The organism is Acetobacter oryzifermentans (genome assembly GCF_001628715.1).
Taxonomy (GTDB): domain Bacteria; phylum Pseudomonadota; class Alphaproteobacteria; order Acetobacterales; family Acetobacteraceae; genus Acetobacter; species Acetobacter oryzifermentans.
This window is the reverse complement of record NZ_CP011120.1, coordinates 280,571-306,337: the sequence shown is the minus strand read 5'-3', so window position 1 is coordinate 306,337 and position 25,767 is coordinate 280,571. Positions and strand designations below refer to the sequence as shown.

The 25,767-nt window shown below is 54.7% G+C and carries 27 protein-coding genes, 1 other RNA gene and 1 pseudogene; 16 read left to right on the top strand and 13 right to left on the bottom strand.

Annotated features, from left to right (window positions below):
• Nucleotides 1–71 precede the first annotated feature (71 nt).
• Nucleotides 72–668, bottom strand: a complete 597-nt coding sequence (locus WG31_RS01435) for a nucleotide exchange factor GrpE (protein ID WP_063353401.1) — start codon at nt 666–668, stop codon at nt 72–74.
• 193 nt (nt 669–861) lie between these two features.
• Between WG31_RS01435 and WG31_RS01430 the strand changes: the two genes are divergently transcribed.
• The gene (locus tag WG31_RS01430; protein ID WP_003623821.1) at nt 862–1,575 is read left to right on the top strand and encodes a response regulator transcription factor; all 714 of its coding nucleotides are present in this window, start codon (nt 862–864) and stop codon (nt 1,573–1,575) included.
• A 9-nt stretch (nt 1,576–1,584) separates the two neighbouring features.
• Complete coding sequence (locus WG31_RS01425; protein ID WP_063353400.1) at nt 1,585–3,387, top strand: ATP-binding protein; 1,803 nt, start codon at nt 1,585–1,587, stop codon at nt 3,385–3,387.
• A 20-nt stretch (nt 3,388–3,407) separates the two neighbouring features.
• Here the strand turns inward: WG31_RS01425 and WG31_RS01420 are convergent, their stop codons facing one another.
• Nucleotides 3,408–3,806 (bottom strand): RidA family protein, encoded by a 399-nt coding sequence (locus WG31_RS01420; RefSeq protein WP_063353399.1) that lies wholly within the window; start codon nt 3,804–3,806, stop codon nt 3,408–3,410.
• A 264-nt stretch (nt 3,807–4,070) separates the two neighbouring features.
• Here WG31_RS01420 and rapZ point away from each other — a divergent pair, with 264 nt between their 5' ends.
• Complete coding sequence (gene rapZ / locus WG31_RS01415) at nt 4,071–5,051, top strand: RNase adapter RapZ (protein ID WP_063353398.1); 981 nt, start codon at nt 4,071–4,073, stop codon at nt 5,049–5,051.
• 26 nt (nt 5,052–5,077) lie between these two features.
• On the opposite strand, the gene WG31_RS01410 is transcribed toward rapZ, so the two are convergent.
• A complete protein-coding gene (locus WG31_RS01410) occupies nt 5,078–5,686 on the bottom strand; it encodes a YqgE/AlgH family protein (protein ID WP_035351181.1) in 609 nt (202 codons plus the stop codon).
• A 113-nt stretch (nt 5,687–5,799) separates the two neighbouring features.
• Here WG31_RS01410 and WG31_RS01405 point away from each other — a divergent pair, with 113 nt between their 5' ends.
• Together WG31_RS01405 and WG31_RS01400 are read left to right on the top strand one after the other, a co-directional pair.
• Complete coding sequence (locus WG31_RS01405) at nt 5,800–6,717, top strand: polyphosphate kinase 2 family protein (RefSeq protein WP_006116836.1); 918 nt, start codon at nt 5,800–5,802, stop codon at nt 6,715–6,717.
• A 6-nt stretch (nt 6,718–6,723) separates the two neighbouring features.
• The gene (locus WG31_RS01400; RefSeq protein ID WP_006116835.1) at nt 6,724–7,227 is read left to right on the top strand and encodes a DUF3465 domain-containing protein; all 504 of its coding nucleotides are present in this window, start codon (nt 6,724–6,726) and stop codon (nt 7,225–7,227) included.
• A gap of 92 nt (nt 7,228–7,319) precedes the next feature.
• On the opposite strand, the gene clpA is transcribed toward WG31_RS01400, so the two are convergent.
• Nucleotides 7,320–9,665, bottom strand: a complete 2,346-nt coding sequence (gene clpA, locus WG31_RS01395; RefSeq protein WP_006116834.1) for an ATP-dependent Clp protease ATP-binding subunit ClpA — start codon at nt 9,663–9,665, stop codon at nt 7,320–7,322.
• Nucleotides 9,666–9,831: 166 nt separating this feature from the next.
• Nucleotides 9,832–10,209: an ATP-dependent Clp protease adapter ClpS gene (gene clpS / locus WG31_RS01390; protein WP_081461458.1), complete on the bottom strand. Its 378-nt coding sequence runs from the start codon at nt 10,207–10,209 to the stop codon at nt 9,832–9,834.
• A 314-nt stretch (nt 10,210–10,523) separates the two neighbouring features.
• Between clpS and WG31_RS01385 the strand changes: the two genes are divergently transcribed.
• The 3 genes from WG31_RS01385 (at nt 10,524) to ggt (ending at nt 14,426) form a co-directional block, all read left to right on the top strand.
• Nucleotides 10,524–11,672, top strand: coding sequence for a D-alanyl-D-alanine carboxypeptidase family protein (locus tag WG31_RS01385; protein ID WP_063353397.1), 1,149 nt, complete (start codon nt 10,524–10,526; stop codon nt 11,670–11,672).
• Between the two features lie 126 nt (nt 11,673–11,798).
• Nucleotides 11,799–12,599 carry a type I methionyl aminopeptidase gene (map, locus tag WG31_RS01380; RefSeq protein WP_063353396.1) on the top strand — a complete coding sequence of 267 codons (801 nt, stop codon included), beginning with the start codon at nt 11,799–11,801 and terminating at the stop codon, nt 12,597–12,599.
• Nucleotides 12,600–12,605: 6 nt separating this feature from the next.
• Nucleotides 12,606–14,426, top strand: a complete 1,821-nt coding sequence (ggt, locus tag WG31_RS01375) for a gamma-glutamyltransferase (protein ID WP_063353395.1) — start codon at nt 12,606–12,608, stop codon at nt 14,424–14,426.
• Between the two features lie 2 nt (nt 14,427–14,428).
• Here ggt and WG31_RS01370 read toward each other — a convergent pair whose 3' ends face one another.
• Entirely contained in the window at nt 14,429–15,478 is a 1,050-nt protein-coding gene (locus WG31_RS01370; RefSeq protein ID WP_006116829.1) for a lysine-2,3-aminomutase-like protein, read from the bottom strand.
• A gap of 20 nt (nt 15,479–15,498) precedes the next feature.
• On the opposite strand from WG31_RS01370, the gene epmA reads away from it, so the two are divergent.
• The 3 genes from epmA to WG31_RS01355 all read left to right on the top strand — a co-directional run bounded on the left by epmA (nt 15,499) and on the right by WG31_RS01355 (nt 18,179).
• A complete protein-coding gene (epmA, locus tag WG31_RS01365; protein ID WP_063353394.1) occupies nt 15,499–16,524 on the top strand; it encodes an EF-P lysine aminoacylase EpmA in 1,026 nt (341 codons plus the stop codon).
• Between the two features lie 91 nt (nt 16,525–16,615).
• On the top strand, nt 16,616–17,026 hold the full coding sequence (locus WG31_RS01360) for a hypothetical protein (protein ID WP_006116827.1): 411 nt from the start codon (nt 16,616–16,618) through the stop codon (nt 17,024–17,026).
• 52 nt (nt 17,027–17,078) lie between these two features.
• A complete protein-coding gene (locus WG31_RS01355) occupies nt 17,079–18,179 on the top strand; it encodes a fasciclin domain-containing protein (RefSeq protein WP_063353393.1) in 1,101 nt (366 codons plus the stop codon).
• 103 nt (nt 18,180–18,282) lie between these two features.
• Here the strand turns inward: WG31_RS01355 and WG31_RS01350 are convergent, their stop codons facing one another.
• The 4 genes from WG31_RS01350 to WG31_RS01335 form a co-directional block, all read right to left on the bottom strand.
• Nucleotides 18,283–18,708 (bottom strand): DUF2501 domain-containing protein, encoded by a 426-nt coding sequence (locus tag WG31_RS01350; protein WP_170315332.1) that lies wholly within the window; start codon nt 18,706–18,708, stop codon nt 18,283–18,285.
• Between the two features lie 161 nt (nt 18,709–18,869).
• Entirely contained in the window at nt 18,870–19,442 is a 573-nt protein-coding gene (locus WG31_RS01345) for a thiamine phosphate synthase (protein ID WP_063353392.1), read from the bottom strand.
• 44 nt (nt 19,443–19,486) lie between these two features.
• Nucleotides 19,487–20,401, bottom strand: a complete 915-nt coding sequence (locus tag WG31_RS01340) for a class I fructose-bisphosphate aldolase (RefSeq protein ID WP_035352834.1) — start codon at nt 20,399–20,401, stop codon at nt 19,487–19,489.
• Nucleotides 20,398–20,928 (bottom strand): hypothetical protein, encoded by a 531-nt coding sequence (locus tag WG31_RS01335; RefSeq protein WP_063353391.1) that lies wholly within the window; start codon nt 20,926–20,928, stop codon nt 20,398–20,400. Before WG31_RS01335 ends, WG31_RS01340 begins: the two co-directional genes overlap by 4 nt.
• 55 nt (nt 20,929–20,983) lie before the next feature.
• On the opposite strand from WG31_RS01335, the gene WG31_RS01330 reads away from it, so the two are divergent.
• From WG31_RS01330 to WG31_RS01310, 5 genes and pseudogenes are all read left to right on the top strand, one after another.
• Complete coding sequence (locus tag WG31_RS01330) at nt 20,984–21,286, top strand: hypothetical protein (protein ID WP_035352829.1); 303 nt, start codon at nt 20,984–20,986, stop codon at nt 21,284–21,286.
• Nucleotides 21,287–21,292: 6 nt separating this feature from the next.
• Nucleotides 21,293–21,625: pseudogene (locus WG31_RS01325) on the top strand (cell division protein ZapA); the annotation flags it as partial.
• A gap of 15 nt (nt 21,626–21,640) precedes the next feature.
• Nucleotides 21,641–21,796: non-coding RNA, 6S RNA (gene ssrS / locus WG31_RS01320), on the top strand.
• Complete coding sequence (locus WG31_RS01315; protein ID WP_063353390.1) at nt 21,783–22,370, top strand: 5-formyltetrahydrofolate cyclo-ligase; 588 nt, start codon at nt 21,783–21,785, stop codon at nt 22,368–22,370. The genes ssrS and WG31_RS01315 overlap by 14 nt, the downstream gene beginning before the upstream one ends.
• Nucleotides 22,371–22,394: 24 nt before the next feature.
• Nucleotides 22,395–23,210, top strand: coding sequence for a TIGR00282 family metallophosphoesterase (locus WG31_RS01310; RefSeq protein WP_063353389.1), 816 nt, complete (start codon nt 22,395–22,397; stop codon nt 23,208–23,210).
• Nucleotides 23,211–23,237: 27 nt separating this feature from the next.
• Here the strand turns inward: WG31_RS01310 and WG31_RS01305 are convergent, their stop codons facing one another.
• The 3 genes from WG31_RS01305 to WG31_RS01295 are packed head-to-tail and all read right to left on the bottom strand — an operon-like array spanning nt 23,238 to nt 25,602.
• A complete protein-coding gene (locus WG31_RS01305; RefSeq protein WP_006116818.1) occupies nt 23,238–23,660 on the bottom strand; it encodes an NUDIX hydrolase in 423 nt (140 codons plus the stop codon).
• Nucleotides 23,654–24,532 carry a TIGR01459 family HAD-type hydrolase gene (locus WG31_RS01300; RefSeq protein WP_082823100.1) on the bottom strand — a complete coding sequence of 293 codons (879 nt, stop codon included), beginning with the start codon at nt 24,530–24,532 and terminating at the stop codon, nt 23,654–23,656. Before WG31_RS01300 ends, WG31_RS01305 begins: the two co-directional genes overlap by 7 nt.
• Nucleotides 24,529–25,602 carry a quinone-dependent dihydroorotate dehydrogenase gene (locus WG31_RS01295; RefSeq protein WP_063353388.1) on the bottom strand — a complete coding sequence of 358 codons (1,074 nt, stop codon included), beginning with the start codon at nt 25,600–25,602 and terminating at the stop codon, nt 24,529–24,531. Before WG31_RS01295 ends, WG31_RS01300 begins: the two co-directional genes overlap by 4 nt.
• Between the last annotated feature and the right edge of the window lie 165 nt (nt 25,603–25,767).

The window sequence follows — 25,767 nt, the reverse complement described above, 5'->3', positions numbered from 1 at the left end:
CTCTTTTTCAAGAAGGGAAAACACCTTGGCGGGCAGGATTTTTTACCTGCCGCCATGCCGTAACCTCCGGATCAGGAAGCTTTGGCAACCACCACCATAGCTGGCTTAAGCAAACGCCCGTGCAGCGTCCATGTTGGCGTCCAAGCCTGCATGACCGTGCCGGGTTCGTGCTCAGCACTCGGCTGTTCTGCCATCGCCTGATGCAGGTTGGCATCAAACGGCTTACCTGTCGGATCATCACACTTGATGCCGTGGCGCTCCAGAATAGAAATGAAGGAGCGTTCTGTGCTTTCAATGCCTTCACGCATTTTGGTCAGCACAGAATCTTCGCCTTCCTGCGCAGGCGGCAGGCTAGCCAGCGCACGACGCAGGTTTTCTGCGGCTTCCACAACGTCACGCGCAAATTTTTGCACGGCGTACTGGCGGGCATCATCCAGATCACGCTTGGCACGGGCGCGCAGGTTCTGGTTTTCAGCCTCTGAACGCAGCCACTTTTCCTTAAATTCGGCAACGCTTTGCTCAAGTTCGTGAATACGCGCTTCCGGGCCTTCTGCCTGACCGTTCTGCGCAGCTTCAGCAGCAGCTTCGTGTTCCGGAGCCGTCTGCTCGGCCGGGGCCGGCTGTGCTGCCGGCGTTTCGACCTGTGTGGGATCTGTATCGTGGGTCATGCCTTTTGAAGTAAGCAACACAAACGCTGCCGACAAGACCCGCCACCCCTGCCATGCGCATGATTTTATGCCCTAACAACACAATGCTGAAAAAAGCTGGCCGATTCTGGACAGGGGCCCTTGGCAGGATAGGATGGCAGGGCCTAGTCTATAGGGCTTGCTCGCATGGCAGCAGGGAAGGACAACGCAGACAATGACAGAGCGCACCAAGCAGACAATTGCGCTGGTGGATGATGACCGCAATATCCTGACATCGGTGCAGATGACACTGGAGGCAGAAGGCTTCAATGTTCGCACATATACAGATGGCGAATCGGCGCTGCAGGGTTTAACGGCCTACCCGGTTGATCTGGCAGTGCTGGATATCAAAATGCCCCGCATGGACGGCATGGAACTTCTGCAACGCTTGCGCACCCGCTCCAACCTGCCTGTCATTTTCCTGTCCTCTAAAAACGAGGAAGTTGACCAGCTTATGGGCCTGCGCCTTGGGGCGGATGATTACATCACCAAGCCGTTCTCCCAACGTTTGCTGCTAGAGCGCATTCGCGCTCTGTTGCGCCGGAATGAAGTGAGCCGTGCAGAAGCCAATGGTGAGCCAACAGGTGGCGCGCTGGTGCGTGGCAACCTCTCCTTGGATGAACTGCGCCACAAATGCACATGGAAAGGGGAGGATGTTCCCCTAACCGTAACGGAATTTCTGCTGGTAAAAACACTGGCCCAACGGCCGGGGCTGGTAAAATCCCGCGATCAGCTAATTGATGCCGCATATGGTGACACCGTGTATGTGGATGACCGCACCATAGACAGCCATATCAAACGTGTGCGTAAAAAATTCCGCCAGGTGGATGACGAGTTCAACCAGATCGAAACTCTGTACGGTATCGGTTACCGATATCGGGAAGACTGATCACGGTTCATGACCAGCCAGCCCGCCCCTTCTTTTTTCAAGGCGCTGGCAGGCCGCATTGGTGGCCTGCATTATCTGTCCATGCCGGGTAACAAACCCCGCAAAGGCAGCATAGAAGCCACAGCGGCTTATCAGGCCTCCCGCACACGGCTGGTTTCTCCGCTGATGCGGCGGGTCTTGCTGGTTAACATTCTGCCTATTGCCCTGTTGGGCGTTACCATTCTGTTTCTTAACCAGTTTCGGAACGGCCTTCTGGCAACAGAAGTAACGGCCCTGCGTGAACAGGCCCGAATTTATGCGGGCGCGCTGGGGCAAAGTGCCGTACGCACCACGCACCCCCACGCGGCTAACCCGCAGGACCGTGGCTATGTGCTGGAAGAATCTCTGGCCCGCCCACTGCTGCTGCGGCTTACAGAACCAAGCCCCAACGCCCATGCCCGCCTGTTTGGCCCGGATGGCCGCCTTGTGGCTGACAATCTGGCAGACTGGCCCGAAACGGCAGAGCCCGCCCCAGCCACACCGCGCAATGAGCAGCATGTCAAAACCATTCCTTTTCCTCCGGCCACGCAGCCCGGCATTTATGAACGGTTCCTCACGTGGTTATGGGGAAACCATAATTCGGGCATTGTCACGCTGAATACGGATGAGGAAGATATTCCCGCCCGGCCCTCTGGCACGACCATCGGAACAAAAGGCGCTCCGCCTCCTCCTCCATTGGAAGCACCGCCTTATATCCGGCGCACCGCACGCGGGCGCCTGATTATTACGGTGGCTGAACCCGTCATGCACGATGGCAGCACCATTGGCATTATTCAGCTTACCCGCGTGGCCTCACAGGTTGATCGTTCCCTGTTTGCCATTCGGTCTTCCATTCTATCCGTTTTTCTCATGGCGCTTGTGCTGACGGTACTGCTCTCGTGGTACCTCTCTCTCACCATTGCACGGCCATTGTTGCGGCTGGCGGCTTCGGCACAAGTTATGCGTGATGCAACAGGTCGCACTGGCACCGTGCCCGCACGACTGCTGGCCCGGCGTGATGAAATTGGCGATGTGGCACGTGCCCTGCAAGCCAGTGCGCAAGCGTTGTGGAAGCGGATGGACGCCATTGAGCGCTTTGCCGCCGATGTTAGCCACGAGATCAAAAATCCGCTGTCCTCCATCCGCTCGGCTATTGAAACACTGCTGCGTATTGAAGACTTGAACCAGCAACGCCGCCTACTCACCATTATCAATGATGATGTGCGCAGGCTGGATCGGCTGATTACCGATATTTCAGACGCCAGCCGTCTGGATGCAGAAATGTCTCGCGCAAAGGCTGAACCTGTTGCCATTGCGCCGCTGCTTTCTGTTCTGGCGGAAATTCAGCAGGCCACCCGGCAGGATGGACAACCCATTGTGCACACCAATGTACAAGGTGATAGCCCAGAAAGCCCCTTGGAAGTTCTGGCTGTGGAAGACCGGCTTGTGCAGGTTTTGCGCAACCTGATCGGCAATGCCATTTCCTTTTCTCCGCCCAATGGCCACATTACCCTTTCGGCTCTGCCAACGGGCAAGATGGTCACCATTTCTGTGGCGGATGAAGGCCCGGGTATTCCGCAAGCCAAACTGGATTCGATTTTTGACCGCTTTTATTCTGAGCGCCCAAAGAATGAAAATTTTGGCCAACACTCAGGTCTGGGGCTTTCTATCAGTCGGCAGATTATAGAAGCCCTGCATGGCACGATTTCTGTTGATAATCTGCACAACCAGAGTGGGCAGGTTATTGGGGCCTGTTTTACCATTCAGCTTCCACGGGTTATTGTAACCCGTTAGCTTGGCAAAACTGGGTGCATTCAGAAGGCGTAATCTTCTTCCTGCACCTCTGTCACTTCTTCCTGCACAACCAGTTCAAAAATAATTTTGGGTTGGGAAGATGGTGCATCCTTCAGCCACATCAGTGTCATGATGGGGGAAATAGAAGGAAAAAACTGCCTGAAAACAGGGAAACAGGAAGGAAAGTTTTCAGCATCAGCAACTGTGCAGAGAATATGGGTGACATCATGCAAGGCATGCCCCTGCTTGGCCAGAAGCTCTACCCCCTGCTCCAGCGCCGCACGGCACTGCTCTGCCATATCCAGCCCCTTGATATGCGGAGCCGTTATGCCTGAAAGAACAAATCCACCCGTTATATGTTTAAGATGTGGTATATGCTGTTTCACCAAAGCCCTATCTGCCTGTTGTTTTTGCGTCATGATAATGTCAGGACGTAGGGCAAGAAGGAGCGAACCGCAATTTTCTCTTTCGTAACAAACGCCTTGTTTTACGTCACAAAACGCAACGATGTGTTACGAAGTGATGCCTGCCTTGAGGATAATGCCTTCTCACAACGGGTCAAACTGCAGTAAAGTGGCGCAGCAAAGCGCTTAACAGATTTACTGGCTGATTCCGGGTTCTGGCATTTTTGTGCATTATCAACCAGCACCTGCCAGCCTCAAGATGGAGAGGAAAAGCCGTTCATGGTTACGGCAGATGATACGCCTGCACCACGCCGCATTCTGCTGGTGTCCGGCCTATCTGGGGCGGGCAAATCCTCCATCCTGCGGATTCTGGAAGATCTGGAACACGAAGTTATCGACAATCCACCACTTGGAATGTTGGATGATATTGTAGCCCGTGCAGAACGCCCCGTTGCCATTGGGGTAGATTCTCGCACCCGTGGGTTTGATGCTTCCGCCGTGTTGGAAGCCATGGCCCGCCTGCGCATGAACCCGCACCTGCGTGTTGAACTGATTTATGCCACAGCAGATGAAAGCGTGCTGTTACGCCGCTATACGGCAACACGCCGCCGCCATCCGCTGGCACCGCATGGCAGCATTAAAGAAGGCATTGAAGAAGAAATAGCCCTAACGGCTCCCCTACGGGCTGCGGCTGATCTGGTGATTGATACAACAGATATGCCCCCGCCAGAGCTGCGCCAGTTTGTAGAAAGCCGCTTCAGCCCTTGGACTGGTGGCGCACAGGAAGGCCTTACCGTAGCTTTAATGTCCTTCGCTTATCCTGCGGGCCTGCCGCGGGAAGCTGATATTGTGTTTGATGCCCGTTTTTTACGTAACCCGCATTATGTGCCCGAACTGGCCCCAAAAACCGGGCTGGATGCTGATGTAGCGGAATATGTGGCAGAAGACCGCGATTACCTGACATTCCTGAACCAAATTCACGCCATGCTGCAACTGGTGCTGCCGCGCTTTGTGCAGGAAGGCAAGAAATACGCCACCATTGCTATTGGATGTTCGGGGGGGCGGCATCGCTCCGTAACCCTTGTGGAAGCCTTGGCCAAAAGACTTTCCGCCCCGGATGGAATGGGCAGTTATGAAGGTGCGGGTAAATGGCCCATTATGGTCATGCACCGTGAACTGGCCCGGCAAGGTATTACATCTTGGCGTTGGGCCAGAAAACCTGTGGAACCTGCCTTATCTGACCAATCACGATCTCTTTGATCTTAAAGCAGCAGTCGCGCCTGCCATCAGGCATGCCCCACCTGCCCGCTCAAGCGCAATGGATCAATATTGATAGAAGCCAAGGCACGCCGCCACTTGGCTGCATGGTCACTTCCAAATACAATATCCCGCGTGGCAGGTGCCACCAGCCACGCATCTTGCTGAAGAATTTCCTCTTCAAGCTGCCCGGCTGTCCAACTGGCATGGCCCATAGCCAACAGGGCTTCTTGCGGGCCTTTGCCTGCGGCAATTTCCTTCAGAACGTCCACACTACCTGTCAGGGCAATATTTGGGCTGACACTTAGGCTATTCTCCCCTTCCCATTCAGCGGAATGCAACACAAGGCCACGTCCGGCATCTACCGGCCCCCCTGCGCACAAACCAATTCGCCTAACCGGAGGCATGGGCTGGATATCAAGCTGGGTGAGTAGCTCATCAAAGCTAGCCACTGCCAAACGTTTGTTCACCACAAGCCCCATGGTACCGGTATCTGGCGCATGTGCGCATACATAAATCACACTCTGAGCAAAAGGTGTTTGCGCCAACATGGGGGAAGCAACCAGCAACATACCTGCAAGAGATTGTGCCTCTTCTGGCTCGGATTGCACAGGAATAGAAGAATTTACGGATTTCATAGTGAGAATATGAGAAGCGCCTCTTTTTTTGACAAGATTGAACCTGCCTTTATGACTGACATATGCCCCACCGCAATTCGTGAAGGGCAAATATTTTGTAAGGCAATTATAGCATGAATACCCTTTCGCGCTTTCTGGATGCGCTAGACAGCTATCATGTTACGGACGGCAGCAAGTTCAAGCTGAGCGCGCACAATCCGAACGATGATGGCAATCTGGGCCTGACAAAAGCAGATGGAAAACTTCTGCTACGCAAAGTCAAAAGTCTTTTGCAAATATTGCAGGAACTTCTTTACGCCAACCAGACCCATTCCCTGCTGATTATTTTGCAAGGCATGGATGCCGCGGGCAAAGATGGTACTATCAAACATGTGATGTCTGGCGTGAACCCTCAGGGGGTTTCCGTAACATCCTTCAAACAACCCGGCCCTACTGAGCTTCAGCACGGTTTTTTATGGCGTATCCATGCTGCGGCACCGCAGGCGGGGCGGATTGTTATTTTCAACCGCAGCCAGTACGAAGATGTGCTGGTAACCCGCGTGCACCCGGAATTGCTCCAGAATGCCCATCTCACTGGAGATGTAAATACCCCCGAGTTCTGGCAGGGCCGCTTTAGCGATATCCGCCATCTGGAACATTATCTGAGCCGACAGGGCACTGTGGTTCTTAAGTTTTTCCTGAACATCTCACCCGAAGAGCAGCGTAAACGCCTGCTGGCCCGGCTGGATATTCCGGAAAAGCGCTGGAAATTCTCCCCTTCCGATTTAAGGGAGCGCGAGTTTTGGAAAGAATATGCCACAGCTTATCAGGATGCTATTGCTGAAACAGCACGCCCTTATGCACCGTGGATTATCGTGCCTTCCAACCACAAATGGTATGCGCGCCTTGTAGTTATTGGCACCATTATTCGCGCCCTTAGAAATCTGCATCAGGTTACACCCAAACCCGTGCCAGAGGTTGAGCACTTTTTGGATGATTACCGCGCCCATCTTCTGGCTGAAAAAGGCCAGATCCCCACACCACAGAACTGAATTTTCATGACATCTTCACGTTTTCCCGCTCTTATGCTGGCAGGCCTTACGGGTTTGGCAGCCTCTTTCCTTTCCTCCCCTGCGCAAGCGCGATGGGGATGGAAGCAGGAAGCTCCTGCTGCATCCTCTATGCCCGCAACCTGCAACAATCAGGATTTTCTGAGCAAACAGCAGGACTATGAAAACGGTGGCGCCAAAGGGGATACGCCCGTCCATATCTGCGGCACCGTACGCGCTGTTAGCCCCAAAGCGCGCCACACCCGTAGTGGGTGGCATGGATATTTTTACGTAACAGTCGCGCCCAACATTTCTATCCGGATTGTAACCAATCTGGATGAAATGCACACGCCATCATGGCCGTGGGTCAATAAGGGAGACCAAGTGGAAGTAGTAGGCCGTTACTATTACGATTCCTACCGTAAACAGGGCATTGACTGGACACACCGTGGCACTGGTAAATCTTGGCCAATTCCGGGTTCCGTTACAGTTAACGGTACAAAATACGACTGATCTTTTTTCAGGCTCACACAGCATATACAAACAGGGCCGCCAGATATTTTCTGGCGGCCCTGCTGTTATTTACGCACGTGGCTTAAGTTCAATTAGCCCGTTGCTTCTTCCTCATGTTCGCTGCCGTGGGTATCTTCCCCATTGCTGGAAGAGCCACCGCTGCTTTCAACAATATCAAACGCCAACTCACCGTTCTTCAGGCCAATTTTTACAGCTCCACCCTTTGCCAACTTGCCGAACAACAGTTCTTCGGCCAGCGGCTTCTTGATGGATTCCTGAATAACGCGCCCCAAAGGCCGTGCGCCATACAACCTGTCATACCCGCGCTCTGCCAACCATTCCTTGGCAGCAGAAGACAATTCGATGGTTACGTTGCGGTCTGCCAACTGTGCTTCCAACTGAAGCACAAATTTTTCAACCACCTGCCCCACAATTTCAGGCGAAAGATGTGCAAACGGAATAATAGCATCCAAGCGGTTGCGGAATTCTGGTGTGAACAGACGCTTAATGGCCTCTTCATCCTCACCTTCACGCACCTGGCGGCCAAAGCCCACGGCCTCCTTGCTCATATCCGACGCACCAGCATTGGTGGTCATAATCAGGATGACGTTGCGGAAATCCACCGTCTTGCCGTTATGATCCGTCAGCTTTCCGTTATCCATAACCTGCAACAATACGTTGTACAGATCGGGATGTGCTTTTTCGATTTCATCCAAAAGCAGCACTGCATGTGGATGCTGATCAATAGCATCCGTCAGCAAACCGCCCTGATCGAAACCAACATACCCCGGAGGCGCACCCAGCAGACGAGAGATAGAATGCCGCTCCATGTATTCGGACATATCGAAGCGAACCAGCTCAATCCCCAGCGCCGTTGCCAACTGGCGGGCCACTTCTGTTTTACCAACCCCAGTGGGGCCAGAGAACAGGTAGTTACCAATTGGCTTTTCTGCATCACGCAGGCCAGCACGTGCTAGCTTGATGGCGGCAGACAGGGCATCAATAGCCTGATCCTGCCCAAACACCATTCCTTTCAGATCGCGTTCCAAAGAGCGCAGCACTTCCTTGTCATCCGCAGAAATGCTTTTGGGCGGAATGCGGGCAATACGTGCGATAATATCTTCCACATCCTTCAGGTTCACCGTCTTGCGGCGGCGGCCTTCAGGCTGAAGCATGCGCGAAGCACCTACCTCATCAATCACGTCAATCGCCTTATCCGGCAACTTGCGATCATGAATGTACTTGGCAGACAGTTCCACTGCCGCGCGAATGGCTTCTTCCGTGTAACGCACTTTATGGTGTTTTTCGTAGCTGCCTTTCAGGCCGCGCAGAATCTTCACCGCATCATCAATGGTGGGTTCAGGCACATCAATCTTCTGGAAGCGCCGCACAAGTGCACGGTCTTTTTCGAAGTGCTGCCGGAATTCCTTGTAAGTTGTAGAACCGATGCAACGCAGCGTGCCCGCTGCCAACGCTGGTTTAAGCAGGTTTGATGCATCCATCGCGCCGCCTGATGTGGCACCCGCACCAATAACGGTGTGGATTTCATCAATAAACAAGATGGCGTGCGGGTCCTGATCCAGCTCTGTCACCACAGCTTTCAGGCGTTCTTCAAAATCACCACGGTAGCGTGTGCCTGCCAGCAATGCGCCCATATCCAACGAATAGATGGTGGATTTCAGCAGCACTTCCGGCACGTTACCTTCCACAATGCGGCGGGCAAGCCCTTCCGCAATGGCAGTTTTACCCACACCCGGATCCCCCACATAAAGCGGGTTGTTCTTGGTGCGGCGGCACAAAATCTGGATGGTGCGCTCAATTTCCGTATCGCGCCCGATAAGCGGGTCCACCTTACCGGCAATCGCCTTATCGTTCAGATTGACGCAATAAGTAGAAAGCGCATCCTGATTGCCTTTCTGACTTTTGCTTTCAGCCCGTTCGGGTTCTTCACCCTTTTCTGCATTGGATTCCGTACCCGCTACCGGGCGGCGCGTAGACCGATCCGGCGCTTTGGCAATACCGTGAGACAGAAAGTTAACGGCATCCAGCCGTGTCATATCCTGCAATTGCAGGAAATACACCGCATGGCTTTCCCGTTCTGCAAACAGGGCCACAAGCACGTTTGCACCTGTTACCTCATCCCGCCCGGTAGATTGCACATGAATAGCAGCCCGCTGAATAACGCGCTGGAACGCGGCGGTGGGTTTTGGTTCTGTTGGCCGATCAGATGCCAGCCCAGCCAAATCCTTATCCAGAAAACCTGTCAGATCCGTGCGCAGGCGATCCAGATCCACCCCGCACGCCCGGAACACCGTAACGGCGTCCGCATCATCAACCAGGGCAAGAAGCAGATGCTCAAGCGTGGCGTATTCATGATGCCGTTCACCGGCCAGAATGAGCGCCCGATGTAGAGTCTGTTCGAGATTGCGTGACAACATGACGAGACGCTCCTTTCCCCAGACATTGCAGGCACGGCAGCAACGCTACCCACCATACCCGCAGCCCTTGTTATCATATTTGGCTGCTTCTTCAGGAAATGCGAGTCTTATTCCGCGTAAAAAACGCGTACCATGCCGTTTTTTAGCAATAACGTTGCAGAAGTGATCAGTCTTTTTCGATCGTGCACTGTAGTGGGTGCTGGTTTTGCCGCGCCAGATCCATAACTTGCGCCACCTTGGTTTCTGCCACTTCATAAGTGAACACACCACACACGCCAACGCCACGCCGATGCACGTTCAGCATGATGTCTGTGGCCTCTTCCCGATTCTTCTGAAAAAAACGTTCGAGCACGTACACCACAAATTCCATTGGGGTGTAATCATCATTCAGCATCAGCACTTTGTACATGGCAGGCTTGCGGGTTTTGGGCTTAGCCCGCACCACCACGCCAATATCGGCACCATCATCCGAAGAATCCGTGCTTCCGCCACGGCGCAAAGGCCCATTACCCGTATGCAAAACAGGATCGCGATGCAGAACCATTATGGGCAAACTCCGGCAGCAGGTCAGACAAAATCATGGGGCTGTATCTTCCACCATATTGGTTACGGCAACCCCATATGGAAGAGGGCATACCACGCTATACCTTTATAACGTGGCTCTGCCCTGTGTACTGCCATATTTGTGCCACATAGGCAGAACACACGAAAATATACACACTACCACGCCGCTAAAACTGAAACCCTGATTCGGATTTTTCCAGATTTATGCAGACGTGGGCTTGCGATCTTAAGCGGCAGACGGAATAGTAACCCTGCAGGAAGCAGGTGGGGGTGGCAGTGGCAAACAGGACAGTCATGCGGTACGCAACAACGGCAGAAAACAATAAGCTGCCCAAGCTGAAACGTAAAAAAGCGCCCTCTTTGCGTAAATGGGTTGGCCTGCTGGCAGGGTTGGCCGTTGGCACCACAGCCACTTACGGTAAAGCACATGCACAGTATGCGGGGCAGTTAAGCTCTATTGTGATAGATGCCCGCACTGGCGCTGTTCTTTCGCAAGATGATCCGGATCTCCGCCGCTATCCAGCCAGCCTGACAAAGCTGATGACCCTGTACATGACATTCAACGCCCTGCGCGCTGGTGCCATTTCACTGGATCAGGCTGTACCCGTTTCTATACATGCTTCTACTATGGAACCTTCCAAACTCGGATTGGTTCCCGGTTCCCATCTGACTGTTGAACAGGCGATTCTGGCCCTTGTTACCAAATCCGCCAACGATGCTGCCTGCGCATTGGGCGAGCTGATTGGTGGCGGTAGCGAACCTCAATTTGCCGCTATGATGACACAGCAGGCCCATTACTTGGGCATGAGCAACACCACCTTCCGCAATGCCTCTGGCCTACCTGATCCAGACCAGATGACAACCGCGCGTGATTTATCCACCTTGGGCCGCCGCCTGATTGCTGATTTTCCGGAATATTATCACTACTTTTCAACGCCGTATTTCAGCTTTCACCGCCGGATCATTCCCAACCACAACCCTATGCTGAAAGTGTATGCAGGGGCGGATGGCATGAAAACCGGCTACACGCAGGAAGCCGGACGCAACCTAGTGACCTCCGCCATACGCGACAATGTGCGGCTTGTGGGCGTGGTGATGGGGGCTTCCAGCAATACCCAACGCTCATTAGTTATGGCTAATCAGCTAGACCGTGGATTTGATGCAGAAGGTGTGGCCCCTGTTGCACGGCCTCTTATGCTAGCTCGCGCTCAGGTTGGCACACGCACAGCCCGCAACCATCATGCCCTTATCATGGCAGCATCTGCCCACCGCCGGGTGGTGGAAGTGGCCTCAGCCCCTGCAACACGCCGGGGCCGACACGTGCTGGCCATGCCGGTTTCTGGGGGCCACCATGTGCGGCTGATTGGCGCCAAGGTGCGGCCTGCAACGGCTACATCTTCCAAAAGTGCCGCCAAACACCGCACAGCGCATAACCACACCTAAGTTTTTTTCTGCCGATTCTTTCTGCTTAGGCAATCCGCAGCAGCATAAGCGGGTTGCCTTTGCTGCTTGCTGGCTCCATCTTGCGGCTGACTCGTTTAACGCCTGCAAAATTTAGGGAGCGCGATTATGGCCGGCAGAGGCGGAATTATTCTGCATACTGAAGAAGATTTTAAAATGTTGCGTGCTGCCGGCCGTCTGGCAGCTTCTACGCTGGATATGATTACCCCTTACGTCAAACCCGGCGTTACCACTGGGGAACTTGATCGTATTATTCATGAATACACGCTGGCGCATGATGCCGTACCCGGCCCGCTGAATTATCGTGGTTACCCCAAGGCCTGCTGCATTTCCGTCAACCATGTTGTGTGCCACGGCATTCCCGGTGATCGTGTTCTGCAGGAAGGGGATATCGTTAACATTGATGTCACCCCAAAACTGAACGGCTGGTTTGGCGATAGCAGCCGCATGTACACGGTGGGCAAGGTTGCTATCAAAGCTGCTAAGCTGATTACCGCAACCTATGAAAGCATGATGCGCGGGATTGAAGCCGTACGCCCCGGCGCCACGCTGGGTGATATTGGCTACGCCATCCAGAGCTATGCAGAAAAACACCGCTATTCCATTGTGGAAGACTTCTGTGGCCACGGCATTGGCCAGACCTTTCATACTGAGCCCAACATCCTGCATTATGGCCGCCCCGGCGAGGGCATGAAGCTGAAGGCAGGCATGGTGTTTACCATTGAACCCATGCTGAACATTGGCAAAGCAGATGTGAAAATTCTGGAAGATGGATGGACAGCCGTTACGCGCGACCGCTCCCTTTCTGCCCAGTTTGAACATATGCTGGCCGTAACCGAAAAAGGGTATGAAATCTTCACCCTTTCTCCTGCCGGTTATACCTGCCCGCCCTACCCCGTAAAAGGATAAGCCCCTATGCCTGCTCCCATACAGCGTTCTTCCCTTCCGTCCCGTTTGGTGGCGATGGCAGTGCTTTGTATGGGAGTGGGGGCGACTACCATACAGCCACTCTGGGCTGCTGCACCCGTAGCATCTGCACCAGACCCGCTGGCATTCAGCACAACGCAGCCTGACCAGTTGCCACCTTTAGCCCCTACACATGGGGCGCATGGCATGGCCGTTTCTGCCCAACGGCTTGCATCCGAAGCAGGCGCGCGCATTCTGGCCCAAGGTGGCAACGCCGCAGATGCCGCCGTAGCTATGGGGTATGCACTGGCAGTTGTTTACCCTGCCGCGGGCAATTTAGGGGGCGGTGGCTTTATGCTGCTGCGTGCACCGGGCAAACAGCAAAGCGTTTTTCTGGATTTTCGGGAAAAAGCCCCTGCCGCTGCCACCCCCACTATGTTTTTAGATGCGCACGGCAATGTGCTGCCCGATCAATCCGTAATAGGATGGAAAGCAGTTGCCATTCCCGGCACAGTTGCGGGGCTGGAGGAAGTGCATAAACGCTGGGGCAAATTGCCGCGTCAGGCCGTGCTGGCCCCGGCCATTCGGCTTGCGCGTGAAGGGTTTGCGCTGGAAGCCGGAGACGTAGCGCTTCTGAACACCTCTACTGAGGCATTTCGTAAAGACCCCTACGCACGGGCTATTTTTCTGCGCCCAAATGGCTCTCCCCTACAGGTGGGAGACAAGCTGGTGCAAAAAGACCTCGCCCACTCGCTTGAGCAGATTGCCCGCCACGGTGCAGATGCTTTTTACAAAGGCCCCATTGCCCACGCCATTGTAAAGGCTTCTCGCAAAAACGGTGGCATCCTCACCCTTGCGGATTTTGCACATTATGCACCGCGCGAACTCCCTCCGCTAACGTGTCATTATCGTGGGTTGGAGGTAGAAACCGCACCACCCCCAAGCGCGGGTGGCGTTGCGTTGTGTGAAATGCTGAACATTCTGGGTGGCTACAACATGCAAACCCTTGGTTTGCATACCGCTCCTGCTTTACAGCGCGAGATTGAAGCCATGCGCCACGCTTATTCTGACAGGCGTGACTTGGGTGACCCAGCTTTTGTGCCCAACCCCAGCCAACATTTGCTAGACCCAGCCTACGCAGCCGAAATACGGACACATATCCCCACAGACCACGCAGTGCCTTCTACATCCTTGAAAGCCGGGGATGCCTCTGCCGAAAAACCCGAAACCACTCAGTTTTCTGTCATGGACAAAAATGGCTTTGCCATTTCCACCACGTACACACTGAACGGGTGGTTTGGGGCCAAAGTGATTGGTGGCAACACTGGCATCTTTATGAATGATGAGATGGATGATTTTTCCATCAAACCCGGCGCGCCCAATATGTTTGGTATTCCCGGCAGCACAGCCAATGCCATTGCTCCGGGCAAAACGCCTCTTTCTTCCATGACACCCACCATCCTCTCCCGCAATGGCAAACCCATTATGGTGATAGGCAGCCCCGGTGGCTCTCGCATTCCTACCATTGTGCTGTCTGTTATTCTGGGCGTTGTGGATTATGGCTTAGATATCCAGCAGGCCATTGATCTGCCACGCCTGCACGAGCAGTGGATGCCCGATGCGGTGGAAATAGAATCCGGCGCAGTCTCCTCGGCTGTAGAGCGCACGCTGGAGCATGAGGGCTATCATTTTGCCCCGCATGCACCATGGGGCATACCGGAGGGTATTCTGGCCGGTAGCCCGCGCTTAACAGACCAAACCACAGGGGCACCGCCCTATTTTGGCGGGTATGACAGACGCCACCCCGGCGGTGCAGCTATAGGCGAGTAAGCCTATAGCCTGTCCAGCTTGTGGGTTTCTCCCTTAGGGTCTTTTACCTGCTGCGGGCCTTGCACGTATTCAGGCCCCAAGGGCACCTTGCCGTACCCTCCGGGAATATCCAGCACATAAAGCGGCCATGCCAAACCGGTGACACGTCCGCGCAATCCTGCAAGCAGGCGCTGCCCTTCCTCTACCGGCACATGAAAATGTGCCGTGCCGGGGGCTGGGTCTAGCTGATGCAGGTAATACGGGCGCATGCGCGTTTCCACCATGGCACGGAACAGATCTTCCAGCGCCTGTTCGCTATCATTCACACCACGCAGCAAAACAGATTGCCCCAATAGCGGAATACCCCTGCGCACAATGCGCTTAAGGCATGCTCGTGCAGGTTCCGACATCTCGCGCGCATGGTTGATGTGCACGGCCATCCACATAGCTTTGTTTGTTTCCAGCGCATCCAGCAAGGCGTCTGTTACCCGCTCTGGATCCGCTACGGGCACGCGGCTATGCACACGAATGGTCGTAACATGCGGCATGCGTGAAAGCTCTGCTACAATATGACCAAGCCGACGCGGAGAGAGCATAAGCGGATCTCCGCCCGTTAGAATCACTTCGCGAATCTGCTTATGTGTACGCAGCCATTCCAGTGCTTGTTCCAACGCGGCATCATCCAACACACCACCATCTGGCCCCACATGCTCGCGCCTAAAACAGAATCGGCAATAAAGCGGGCAAATCAACAAGGGCTTCAGCAACGCCCGATCTGCGTAACGATGCACAATGCCGGGAACGGGTGAAAGTGCATTATCACCAATAGGGTCGGAACGCTCCTCTGGTGCAATCTCCAATTCCTGCGCAGAAGGCACAACCTGTACGCCTATCGGATCATCCGGCGAGGTGATTAAATCCAGAAAAGCTGGCGGAATGGCCGTAGCATAATGTTGGGCAACATCGTCCAGCATCTCATGCTGTTGAGGAGGCACCAAACCGGCTGCTATCAGATCATCCGGGGTGCGCAGTGTTTTGCGCCGTGAAAAAGAGGGCTTGACCGGGAAAGACATGTCACGCCTCTACTCCCCTCATGTCAGACTCTGCAACTGTTCAGCCCAATCCGGGTCTAAAAGACCCCGATCATATTCTTGACCGGCTTCCTTTTCTGCTGCGCCGCAATCTGGTTTGGCGCGGGACGCGTGCCTTTCTGGAATCTCGCGGCTGCGTGGAAGTGGAAACACCTTACGCCGTGCCCACACCGGGGGAAGAGGTGCACCTGCAACCTTTCCATACCGTGCGGGAAACCCCTGATGGCATGCAACAAAACCTGTTCCTGCACACCAGCCCGGAATTTGCCATGAAGCGTATTGTGGCGGCCACTGGGCTACCTGTTTTTCAGTTTGCGCGTGTCTGGCGGAATGGAGAAGGCAGTTACCTCCATGCCCCCGAATTTACCATGCTGGAATGGTACCAACCCAACATGACACTGGAAGGGCTGATGGATGAAACCGAAGCCCTTTTGCAAGCGGTGTTGCCGCCGATTCTCCCGCATTCAGACCATAGCCTGAGCATATCTGGGCCGTTTGAGCGGCTTACAATGCAAGAAGCTTTCCATCGCCATGCGGGTGTAGATCTGCTGCCCACAGAAGGAAATGCACAGGCCTTGGCAAAAGCAGCAAGCTGCACATTGCGTGAGGGGGAAACGTGGGAAGACCTCTTTTTCCGCCTGTTGATGGAGCGGATAGAACCGGCCATTGGCCGTACACGCCCCACTTTTCTAACTCATTGGCCTGCCAGCCAAGCCGCATTGGCGCGCAAAAGCCCACAAGACCCGCGCGTTGCCCTACGGTTTGAACTTTATGCCGCAGGCATGGAGTTAGCGAACGCTTTTGAAGAACTAACAGACACCACAGAACAACGTGCCCGCTTTAAGGCCGACCGCCAGCAGCGCCAAACTCTGTACCCCAACCGTCCAGAATGGCCCGTGGATGAAAAACTGCTAAGCGCCCTGCCCCATATGCCTGCCTGCTCTGGCATTGCACTGGGGTTTGATAGGTTGGTTATGCTGGCTTGCGGCACAACACGTATACAGAACGTCTTGTGGATAAACGGTTAGTCTGCAACATTTGGCGCAACCATAATATGTTGTTTAACATTTATCCGTATGATGCCCGGTTACAATACTACCGGCGGGAGCCAGAGCTGCCATGATGCATAAAAGATTTATCCTGCTGCTGGGCGCTCTGGCTCTAACGGGTTGCCAAGTACCTAGCAAAAAGGAACGGCGCCAGCTTGATTCCATGATCGGCAAGCAAACAACTGATGTAGTGCGCACATTTGGCGTGCCCACGCGGCAGTTTGTTTCCGGTAACCACACCTTTTTAGCTTATATCAACCAGCAAACCGATTACACCATGCCCATGAGCGGTTGGGGATGGGATGGCGGCTGGGGTGGCTGGGGCGGATACGGCCCCGGCTGGGGTATGGGCGGTTGGGATGGTGGCTGGGGCGGTATGGGGGGTGGCATGGGCACAGCCTATACCTATACCTGCCAGACTACGTTTGAACTGGTAAACGGTATTGTAACAGCCTGGACAATGCGAGGAGACGGGTGCTGAGTATGCCCGGTGCAGTCTTCTACTTCATGAAGCCAGTCTTTCTTTTAGCGGCATGATCTTTTGGGAGACATCCATGCACCTTAAGCATGTTCTGTACAGAACAGCCTTTAACCCACGTGCGCTTGCACCCGCAGCCATAGGCATTGCCGCCTTGGCGCTTGGCGGCTGCACACAAAGCCGCGCACGGCAGGATACGTATAAAGTTGCCAATTCAACCTGTTCGTACATGATGCCAACAGTTTCGGGCACACGCACTTACGCACCTGCAAAACCAAGCCAGACCCGAGAAGTAGAACCAAAAAGCGCTCCAGATAGCCGGGTTGCCTACCCCAACCCGGAAACACCGGCTTTTTGTGACCGCCCGCTGTCGGATACACTCCCGAGTTCTCTGGAAATGGCAGATTACACCCATCTGCTCAATACAACTGGCCTGTTAACCACCTTACAACGGAGTGGGCCATTTACAGTTTTTGGCATTCCGAATTCAGCACTAGAAACCTATAACGCCCAAACAGGCAACAAACTGACAAGCCCGGATAATACGGCTGTTATCAAGGAAATGCTGTCTTACACCATTGTTAAAGGGCGTTGGCCTCTGGCCAAAATCAAGCATGCTGCTCTGGCTTCTCCTACCCAGTCTGTCGGGCTTCCTACCCTGAATGGCCAGTTGCTTTCCGCGTGGGTGGATAATCAGTCTGGCCAAGTTGTTATTGGTAATGGGCAGGGCATGACGTCTCACCTATGGGTTACGGGTATTCCGCAGTCCAACGGTGTGCTGTATTTTATGCAAGATCTGATTCTTCCACCTGTGCCGCAGCAGAGCGCCAACGCTACCACGCCTGTTTCTGCGGCCTCTGTAACCCCTGTCAGCCGCCCACTGCCCACCACAGCACAGGCACAGGCACAGGCACAGGCACAGGCACAGGCACAGGCACAGGCACAGGCACAGGCACAGGCACAGGCACAGGCACAGGCACAGGCACAGGCACAGGCACAGGCACAGGCACAGGCACAGGCACAGGCACAGGCACAGGCACAGGCACAGGCACAGGCACAGGCCAGCACGATTGCAGCCCGCACGCAACCGGCCACAGCCTCCTACACATCCCGCAAGGAAAACCTTACAACACCACCTGTTTTACAACTGCCCTAAAAACAGTGTGGGAACATGCAAAAAGCCCCTGCCAGTTTTGCACTGACAGGGGCTTTTTTAATGGGTAAAGCAGGCGAAAAAGCCTGCTCATACCGCAGCAAAATCAGAGGGCAGACTGCGCCTTATCCAGCACCATGCTGCACAGCTTGGTTTTCAGCTCACCCTTCAGGTTGGCCAAAGAGAACATCTGGTTATTGCCGGTTTGCAGCAGTCCCCGCTGGCCAGCTTCATACGCGCTGGAAGATGTTACGCCCGGCTTCTGTGTCAGGCTACCCAGAACGGACTGCGCCGTGGAAGAACCCTGTTGAAGCACATTGTTCTGCACACAATACCCAAGAATACCGGCCAGATTGCCTGTGCTGGCAGAAGAAAGGCTTGGCAGCATGCTGGATGCCATACTTGCGCCTTGGCTTTCCACGCCGCTTTCAGCGCCAGACAGGGCACTTTTACCAATGGAGCCCAGTCCACCACCAAAACCCTGTGCATGCACAGCTGGAGCAGCAACAACACCAGCAGCCATAGCCAGCATCAGGAATGTTTTTTTATTCAGCATGGAAAATATCCAGTTCTCGATAATCATGCCGCGTCCTTCATCCGCAGATCAGCATGATCTGTTCGATCAGAAAGCGCGTTCTGATACTTAGCATTGCCCTCAAACATGGCAAAAAACCGTATCAAACCCGACAAAAATCAGCCTTGCCACGTGTCCGGCTGCTGCCACCACTGTTCGGAGGGCATAACAAAATCCGCTCCGCTGGCGCTCAACACTGCCAGATCAGCCGGTATTTGTGCCTGCGCCACCACAGGCAGTTCCATCATTAAAGACCACCAGCGTGTAAGTGCTGAAACAGTTTCAAGCGAGGCGCCATCTTCTGCGCCAAAGCAGATATAATCTGCGCCATCTTCACCAGCGCACATGGCGGCATCTCGGCTTTCTCCAACAGCAACACCAAGCTGGAGATCCGGCCCGATAATGCGTCGCACATCCTTTACAGAAGCCGCCGTATAGGAAGGAGAAAGGTGCACGCCATCGCACCCGGTTTCCTGCGCAAGGGTCGGGGCATTTTCTAGCATCAGGGCAATATCACGCGCCTGAATGACCGGCTTAAGAAGTAATACAGCCTGCCGGGCTGCCGCCACAGGCATATCCACCAGCCGCAGCAACAAGGCTGCGGGCTGGTGGGTAGCTAAACCTGCTTCAAGAACAGGTAAAAAAGCCTGTGCATCAGACACAGCAGGCGTGACAAGATAAAGATCAGACATAGTGTTCCTTATCTCATGCCCGCTGCGCAGATACTATGGCTGTTTCAGCCTTTGAAAATGGTGGTGATTTTGTCCAGCAGAGCCAGAGCTTCCGCCTTCGGACGCTGGAACACGTTACGACCGATAATGGAACCGAAGCCGCCACCATCCTGAATACCCTGAATGGTCTGCAACAGTTCATCCGTGCTGGTATGTGCACCACCAGAGAAGATTACGATACGGCGGCCCGCAAAGCAGGACTGCACCACGTGCTGCACGCGGGCAGCCAGGGTGGCAACGTCAATCTTGTTCTGCTCATACACTGGTTTGTTGGCATCCAGTGCAACAACTTCAGTCGGCGGCTTTACCTTGATAATGTGCGCACCTGTCAGCGCAGCCATATGTGCGGCATAGGCGCAAACATCCACTGCGGTTTCAGCTTTTTTGTCCAGCACGGGGCCACGTGGGTAGCTCCATACAATAACGGCCAAGCCAGCAGCCTTAGCTTCTGCGGCCAGTTCGCGCAGTTCTTCCATCTGCTCGAAGCAGTATTCGGAGCCCGGATAGATGGTGAAACCAATAGCAGAGCAACCCAGACGCAGGGCATCAGACACGGTGCCCGTTACCGCCTGATCTTTTTCCGTTGCAAGGCTGTTGGAGCTGTTGCACTTCAGAATCAGCGGAATTTCGCCAGCATATGTTGCGGCGCCACATTCCAGCATGCCCAGCGGCGCTGCATAGCCGCTTAGGCCTGCTTCAATCGCCAGTTCAAAGTGATAATGCGGATCATACGCTGCCGGATTAGCTGCAAAAGAACGGGCCGGGCCATGCTCAAACCCCTGATCAACCGGCAAAATCACCAGCTTGCCTGTGCCACCCAGCTTACCTGCGTTGAGCAGCCGCGCCAGATTCATCTTGGTGCCGGGATTATCGCTCTCGTACTGGTCGAGAATAGCCTTAACCTTGGGGGTAAGTGTCATGGGTAACAATCCTTTTTTTGCCTTGTGTCCGGCAGTTTATTTTCCGGATCTGAGGATTGGCAATAACCGTCGGTGAAATACCCGACAAGAGAAGACGTGTGACATAATGATGGTATAAGGTGAAATGATGGCGGGCGGGCGCTCAATAGCATGCCAAATTCCTGCGTATAAACTGCTTTTATCGCATTAAACTGGGCAGCAGATGCTTGCAACACAGCATGTTTTTGGCCCATGCGCACAGCACCCAGCGCATAAGCTGCGCTGCCACCGCAATCCAGCGCATGCCAAAATGCAAGGCCTGTCGAATCCTCCAGCGCTGCAATAAGTGCCAACCACCACCCTGCCCCCATAAACCCAGCCACACCTGGGGCAGAAAGAAAACCAAAGCGTGCGCTTGCGCCCTCTATCATGCCCTCTACCGTACGCGCAGCACGATAGGCAGCCATGCCAGATTCGTATCCATCAATCGTAAATAACTTGTCTGGCGGCAGTTTTGGTAAGAAAAATGAAGCGTTTTTGGTTAGCATGCTTGACGCCATCGCGTTTGCGGGTGATTCCTGAGCACAGTTGACAAAAACAAGAATGCAGGATCAAGCCGTGGAGCCGTCTTTGCCCCAGACTGACGAACACGCTGGTAAACAGCACCCGGCCACACAGCCACCGGCTGGGCAAGACCCCATAGCCCGGCTGGATCGTGCCTTGCAACGCATTTCCTTTGCTGTTGAAAAAGGGCTGCAACAGCAAACCCGCACGGGCACAGAAAAACAGGAACTGGTGGCCAATGTAGATGCCCTTCTCTCCCGCGTGCGAGATGCGCTGGAACGGGCAGAAAAGCCATCTTCCCTTACCTTTTACCACCCGGCAGAACACGAACAGGGAAACTGATACAGCATGGCACTTGTTTCGGTTCGGATTAACGGCCACAGCTATACGGTAGGGTGCGATAACGGGCAGGAACGCCACGTTCAGGCCATGGCCCAGCAGGTAGAACGCCGCGTGCAGCGCGTGCGTGACATGGGCTTTAGCGGAGATGCTCGGGTACTGGTTCTGGCCGCCCTTTTAATGGCGGATGAAATACAGGATCTTTCTGGCAGTCGCGTGCCAGATGCCACCATACAGGCTGCAAAAGATGCCGAACGCCTGCGGGCGGAGCAGGCCCTTACAGCCGGTCGCTTAGCAGATTTGGCCGAACGTGCGGAATCTCTTGCAGCAGAGCTTGAGCACGCCTACATAGATGAGGCGGGGCTGCCCAACGCGTGAGGCAAGTCATCCCCTGGGCCGATAAGCACTTCCTAGGGAGCTGGCTCTGTTGTGGCCCTGGTCACATTACCCGGCGCCCACCTGCACTCGCAGGTCCTGGAGGTTGAAAGACCCACGGTTCATGGTGGCTCCGCACACTCCCCCCCCACAAGGTGATCCGCCTGCTGTGGCCGCGCGCAAAAAAGAACTGCGCCAACACTGCATGGCCACGCTAAAAGCGCGTGATGAAGCGCTGGATAGCGGTATCCTTACCCACCTGCATACACTTCTGCGCCCCCTGTTGCCCGCTGTTGTTGCCGGCGTGTGGCCCCTACCGCATGAAGTAAATCTATGCCCGCTGTGCCACATATTGGTGGGTACAGGCGCAACCATTGTGCTGCCTGAAACACCACCACGCGGGCAGCCCCTTATTTTTCGGCGCTGGACGCCCCATGCCCCCATGATGCAAGGCCGTTTTGGCACTGAGTTTCCTGATGGCCCGGTTCTGCAACCCACCATTATATTGGTGCCCTTGCTAGGGTTTGACCGCACAGGCAACCGGCTAGGATATGGTGGCGGATATTATGATCGCACTTTGGCCGCCCTGCCCGATGCACGCAGCATTGGGTATGCGCCATCTTGCCAAGAATTAGACAGTCTTCCGGCTGGCCCGTATGACAGGCCGCTTTCCTGTATTGTGACTGAAAAGGAGATTCTCCATTTTGACTAACAACAAACACAGGAAACCTCTGGCGTGAGACTCCTTTTTCTGGGTGATATTGTTGGCCGCACTGGCCGCGAAGCCGTTTTAAGCCGCCTGCCTGCCTTGCGTGAAAAATTGGCGCTGGATCTGGTTGTGGTCAATGCCGAAAACGCCAGCCACGGCTTTGGCCTTTCCCCCGCCATTGCCACATCCTTGCTGCAAGGCGGCGTAGATGTGCTTACCCTTGGCAACCATGCGTGGGATCGGCGTGATCTGATCGGGCATATTACCTCCGAACCTCGCATTGTGCGCCCGCTCAACTATCCCCCCGGTACACCCGGCCAAGGCAGTGTGGTGGTAGAACTGGCAGATGGCCGCAAAGCTCTTGTGGTCAACGTGATGGGTCGCCTGTTCATGGACCCGCTGGATGATCCCTTCCGGTGCATGAATGAACTGCTCAACAAGCATCGCCTTGGCGCCACCATACAAGCGGCCATTGTGGATGTGCATGCAGAAGCCACGAGCGAAAAATGGGCAATGGGTCATATGCTGGATGGCCGTGTATCTTTGGTTGTGGGTACGCACACACATACCCCCACAGCAGACCATAGGATTCTGGCCTCTGGCACGGCGTTTCAGACAGATGCTGGGATGTGCGGAGATTACGACAGCGTTATTGGCATGACCAAGGAACCCGCGGTTACCCGTTTTGTACGCAAAATGCCGGGTGAACGCCTACAACCTGCAGAAGGCGAAGCCACAATATGCGGAATTATGGTGGAAACAGAAGATGCCACGGGCCTTGCCCGCCGTGTGGCTCCCCTCCGCCAAGGTGGCTTGCTGGCCCAGACACTGCCTGATTTCTAAATCAGGCTACGTGTTTCCAGCACGGCTTTACGCGTCCTGATGCTTCAAGACGGCCACTGCTTGCTGCGTTGCAATCGTAAGGGGCTGCGGCAACGCATCCAGAGCAAACCATTCCAGCCCATTATGTTTATGTGGCTCGCAGATATGGGGCTGCCCCGTGTACTGCTGCACCCTGTAAACGGGGGCAACCCAGTGCGTGCCTGCGGCTGGGTCAATTTGATCCACCACGCAAAGCAACGCACCTAACTGCACGTTTAAGCCGGTTTCTTCCAGCACTTCGCGGATAACGGCAGCCGGTACGGTTTCAAACGGATCTACCTTGCCACCCGGCAACCCCCAGCAACCTGCTTCTGGCTGCTTGAGGCGACGCAGCAGCAAAATATGGCCTGCATTATTTACAATGGCAGCGCCACACCCTACTGCGGGTGAGGTTGGTGGCGCACTCACCACACCAATCTTTTAATAGCCGCAACCGGGGCCAAACCTACGGCCTTGGCTTCTTCTTTTGCCAACTGGATGTCATCCCCGATCATTTCCTGATGGATGCCCCCCAAAATCCACAGCCCGGCAACGCCCACAGCAGAAGCACCACGCATATCGGTAGCCAGTGCATCACCAATGGCCAGAATACGCGGGCGTGGCACATTCAGCATCTCAAAAACAGGCTCGTACACACGGGGGTATGGTTTACCTATCCAGCTGACCTTGCCACCTTGTTCCGCGTAAAATGCTGCCAGAGCCCCAGCACAAATCTGCCGCTTGCCACCTTTTACCACCACCATATCCGGGTTGGCGCACACCATTGGCAGGCCACGTTCCAGACAAGCACGCAGTTCTGGCAGATATGGATCCAGTGATCCCACGCCGCGCTCGGCATCTGGCCCGGTGTTCATAATAAAATCGGCATCCGCAGGCTGTGCTACGCGTTGCACGTCCAGCCCGTTGTACAGACCCAGATCATGTGTGCCGCCAATATGCAGCACTTTCTGCCCCAAATTGGCAAACCACGGGTCTGTCCGGGCTTTTAACAAACGGCGCGTTTCTTCACCACTTGTCATCACCCCGTCATGCAGTTCACGCGAAATACCAAAGGCTTCAAGCTGCGCACATACGACATCTGCCGGACGCGGCGCATTGGAAAGCATGACAATTTTTTTGCCTGATGCACGCAGGGCCTGCAAACACTCTACGGCACCGGGATATGGTTGCACACCATCATGCACTGTGCCCCATAGATCTATAATGTAGCCATCGTACTGGTCTGCCAGCGCGGCAAGGCCTGTAATCTGCTGCATATCTTCTACAGTTTGCTGCGCTATCATAAATCTTTGCCCCGAATATCATCCAACGTTTCAATGCCCTGCGCACGCATGATGTGCTGCATCTCACGCTTCAGCCGCTCTACTAGTGCGGGGCCTTCATAAGCAAACGCTGTGTAAACCTGCACCAGATCAGCCCCAAGGCGGATTCGGGTAAGAACGTCTTCTCCGCTTTCAATACCGCCACAAGCTATCAGCGCCAGACGGCCTGCCGCAGCCTGCGCAACCAGACGCAGCATTTCCGTAGCGCGCGGTTTAAGCGGACGGCCAGAAAGCCCCCCAGCTTCTGTGCGATACGAACTTTGCAGAGAATCGGGGCGCGCCAGTGTGGTGTTGGTGACAATCAGCCCCTGCGCACCACCGGCTACGGCTGCTTCTACAATGGGGCCAATGGCATCATCTTCCAGATCTGGCGCCAGCTTAATCAACAGCGGTGGCCGTTCTGCATGACGGGCCGAAATGGCATCCAGAATCCCACGCAGGCGGGCAGCATCCTGCAAGCCACGCAAGCCCGGCGTATTAGGAGAAGAGACATTTAGCACAATGTAATTAACGTAGGGCTTAACGCGCGCCACCAGTTCTGGGTAATCGCGCTCCGGGTCGGCACCGGTTTTGTTAATACCGATATTGGCGCCTACAGGCACCCGGGCCCCACCGCCACGGCCAGATGGCAACGGGCGAGACAGACGCGCCAGACGCACGGCAAACTTATCGATACCCTGATTATTAAAGCCCATACGGTTAATAACCGCCCGATCTTCCGTAAGGCGGAAAAGCCGAGGCTTGGGGTTACCCGCCTGCGGGCGTGGCGTAACAGTTCCAGCTTCTACAAACCCGAATCCCAACTGTGCCAGAGGGCGCAGAACACGGGCGTTCTTATCAAACCCGGCAGCAATGCCAATGGGGTTGGAAAACCGCATACCCAGCACACGTGTAGCTAGGGCAGGATCATCCTTGGGCCGTTTTATGGGCACGGATACACCCAGTGTTAGGGCATCCAAGGCCAGTTCATGGGCCTGTTCCGGATCTAACCGGCGCAGGAATGGGAGAGAGAGTGAGGCAAGCACAGACATGCCTTGTGTACTGCCTCATGCCTAGCCTCAAGAAAAGCAGAAAAAACAGAGCCACCACAGAAGCGTGAGAAAAGTTGATGCATTTTTATCTTGATAATGAGAATTATTCTCATCTAAAGAGAGTTATCGCACACATGCCACACAAAGGATGAAGGCATCTGCCTT

Bases quoted from the DNA above. Each gene is read 5' to 3' on its own strand.
- WG31_RS01430 (WP_003623821.1), top strand. From the start codon at position 862: ATGACAGAGCGCACCAAGCAGACAATTGCGCTGGTGGATGATGACCGC.
- WG31_RS01360 (WP_006116827.1), top strand. From the start codon at position 16,616: ATGATGCATAAAAGATTTATCCTGCTGCTGGGCGCTCTGGCTCTAACG.
- WG31_RS01385 (WP_063353397.1), top strand. From the start codon at position 10,524: ATGCGGTACGCAACAACGGCAGAAAACAATAAGCTGCCCAAGCTGAAA.
- WG31_RS01425 (WP_063353400.1), top strand. From the start codon at position 1,585: ATGACCAGCCAGCCCGCCCCTTCTTTTTTCAAGGCGCTGGCAGGCCGC.
- WG31_RS01400 (WP_006116835.1), top strand. From the start codon at position 6,724: ATGACATCTTCACGTTTTCCCGCTCTTATGCTGGCAGGCCTTACGGGT.
- WG31_RS01350 (WP_170315332.1), bottom strand. From the start codon at position 18,708: ATGCTGGCTATGGCTGCTGGTGTTGTTGCTGCTCCAGCTGTGCATGCA.
- WG31_RS01330 (WP_035352829.1), top strand. From the start codon at position 20,984: ATGCAGGATCAAGCCGTGGAGCCGTCTTTGCCCCAGACTGACGAACAC.
- rapZ (WP_063353398.1), top strand. From the start codon at position 4,071: ATGGTTACGGCAGATGATACGCCTGCACCACGCCGCATTCTGCTGGTG.
- clpA (WP_006116834.1), bottom strand. From the start codon at position 9,665: ATGTTGTCACGCAATCTCGAACAGACTCTACATCGGGCGCTCATTCTG.
- WG31_RS01405 (WP_006116836.1), top strand. From the start codon at position 5,800: ATGAATACCCTTTCGCGCTTTCTGGATGCGCTAGACAGCTATCATGTT.
- WG31_RS01370 (WP_006116829.1), bottom strand. From the start codon at position 15,478: ATGTCTTTCCCGGTCAAGCCCTCTTTTTCACGGCGCAAAACACTGCGC.
- WG31_RS01355 (WP_063353393.1), top strand. From the start codon at position 17,079: ATGATCTTTTGGGAGACATCCATGCACCTTAAGCATGTTCTGTACAGA.
- WG31_RS01345 (WP_063353392.1), bottom strand. From the start codon at position 19,442: ATGTCTGATCTTTATCTTGTCACGCCTGCTGTGTCTGATGCACAGGCT.
- WG31_RS01295 (WP_063353388.1), bottom strand. From the start codon at position 25,602: ATGTCTGTGCTTGCCTCACTCTCTCTCCCATTCCTGCGCCGGTTAGAT.
- WG31_RS01335 (WP_063353391.1), bottom strand. From the start codon at position 20,928: ATGCTAACCAAAAACGCTTCATTTTTCTTACCAAAACTGCCGCCAGAC.
- map (WP_063353396.1), top strand. From the start codon at position 11,799: ATGGCCGGCAGAGGCGGAATTATTCTGCATACTGAAGAAGATTTTAAA.
- epmA (WP_063353394.1), top strand. From the start codon at position 15,499: ATGTCAGACTCTGCAACTGTTCAGCCCAATCCGGGTCTAAAAGACCCC.
- WG31_RS01410 (WP_035351181.1), bottom strand. From the start codon at position 5,686: ATGAAATCCGTAAATTCTTCTATTCCTGTGCAATCCGAGCCAGAAGAG.
- WG31_RS01420 (WP_063353399.1), bottom strand. From the start codon at position 3,806: ATGACGCAAAAACAACAGGCAGATAGGGCTTTGGTGAAACAGCATATA.
- ggt (WP_063353395.1), top strand. From the start codon at position 12,606: ATGCCTGCTCCCATACAGCGTTCTTCCCTTCCGTCCCGTTTGGTGGCG.
- clpS (WP_081461458.1), bottom strand. From the start codon at position 10,209: ATGGTTCTGCATCGCGATCCTGTTTTGCATACGGGTAATGGGCCTTTG.
- WG31_RS01435 (WP_063353401.1), bottom strand. From the start codon at position 668: ATGACCCACGATACAGATCCCACACAGGTCGAAACGCCGGCAGCACAG.
- WG31_RS01315 (WP_063353390.1), top strand. From the start codon at position 21,783: ATGGTGGCTCCGCACACTCCCCCCCCACAAGGTGATCCGCCTGCTGTG.
- WG31_RS01300 (WP_082823100.1), bottom strand. From the start codon at position 24,532: ATGATAGCGCAGCAAACTGTAGAAGATATGCAGCAGATTACAGGCCTT.
- WG31_RS01340 (WP_035352834.1), bottom strand. From the start codon at position 20,401: ATGACACTTACCCCCAAGGTTAAGGCTATTCTCGACCAGTACGAGAGC.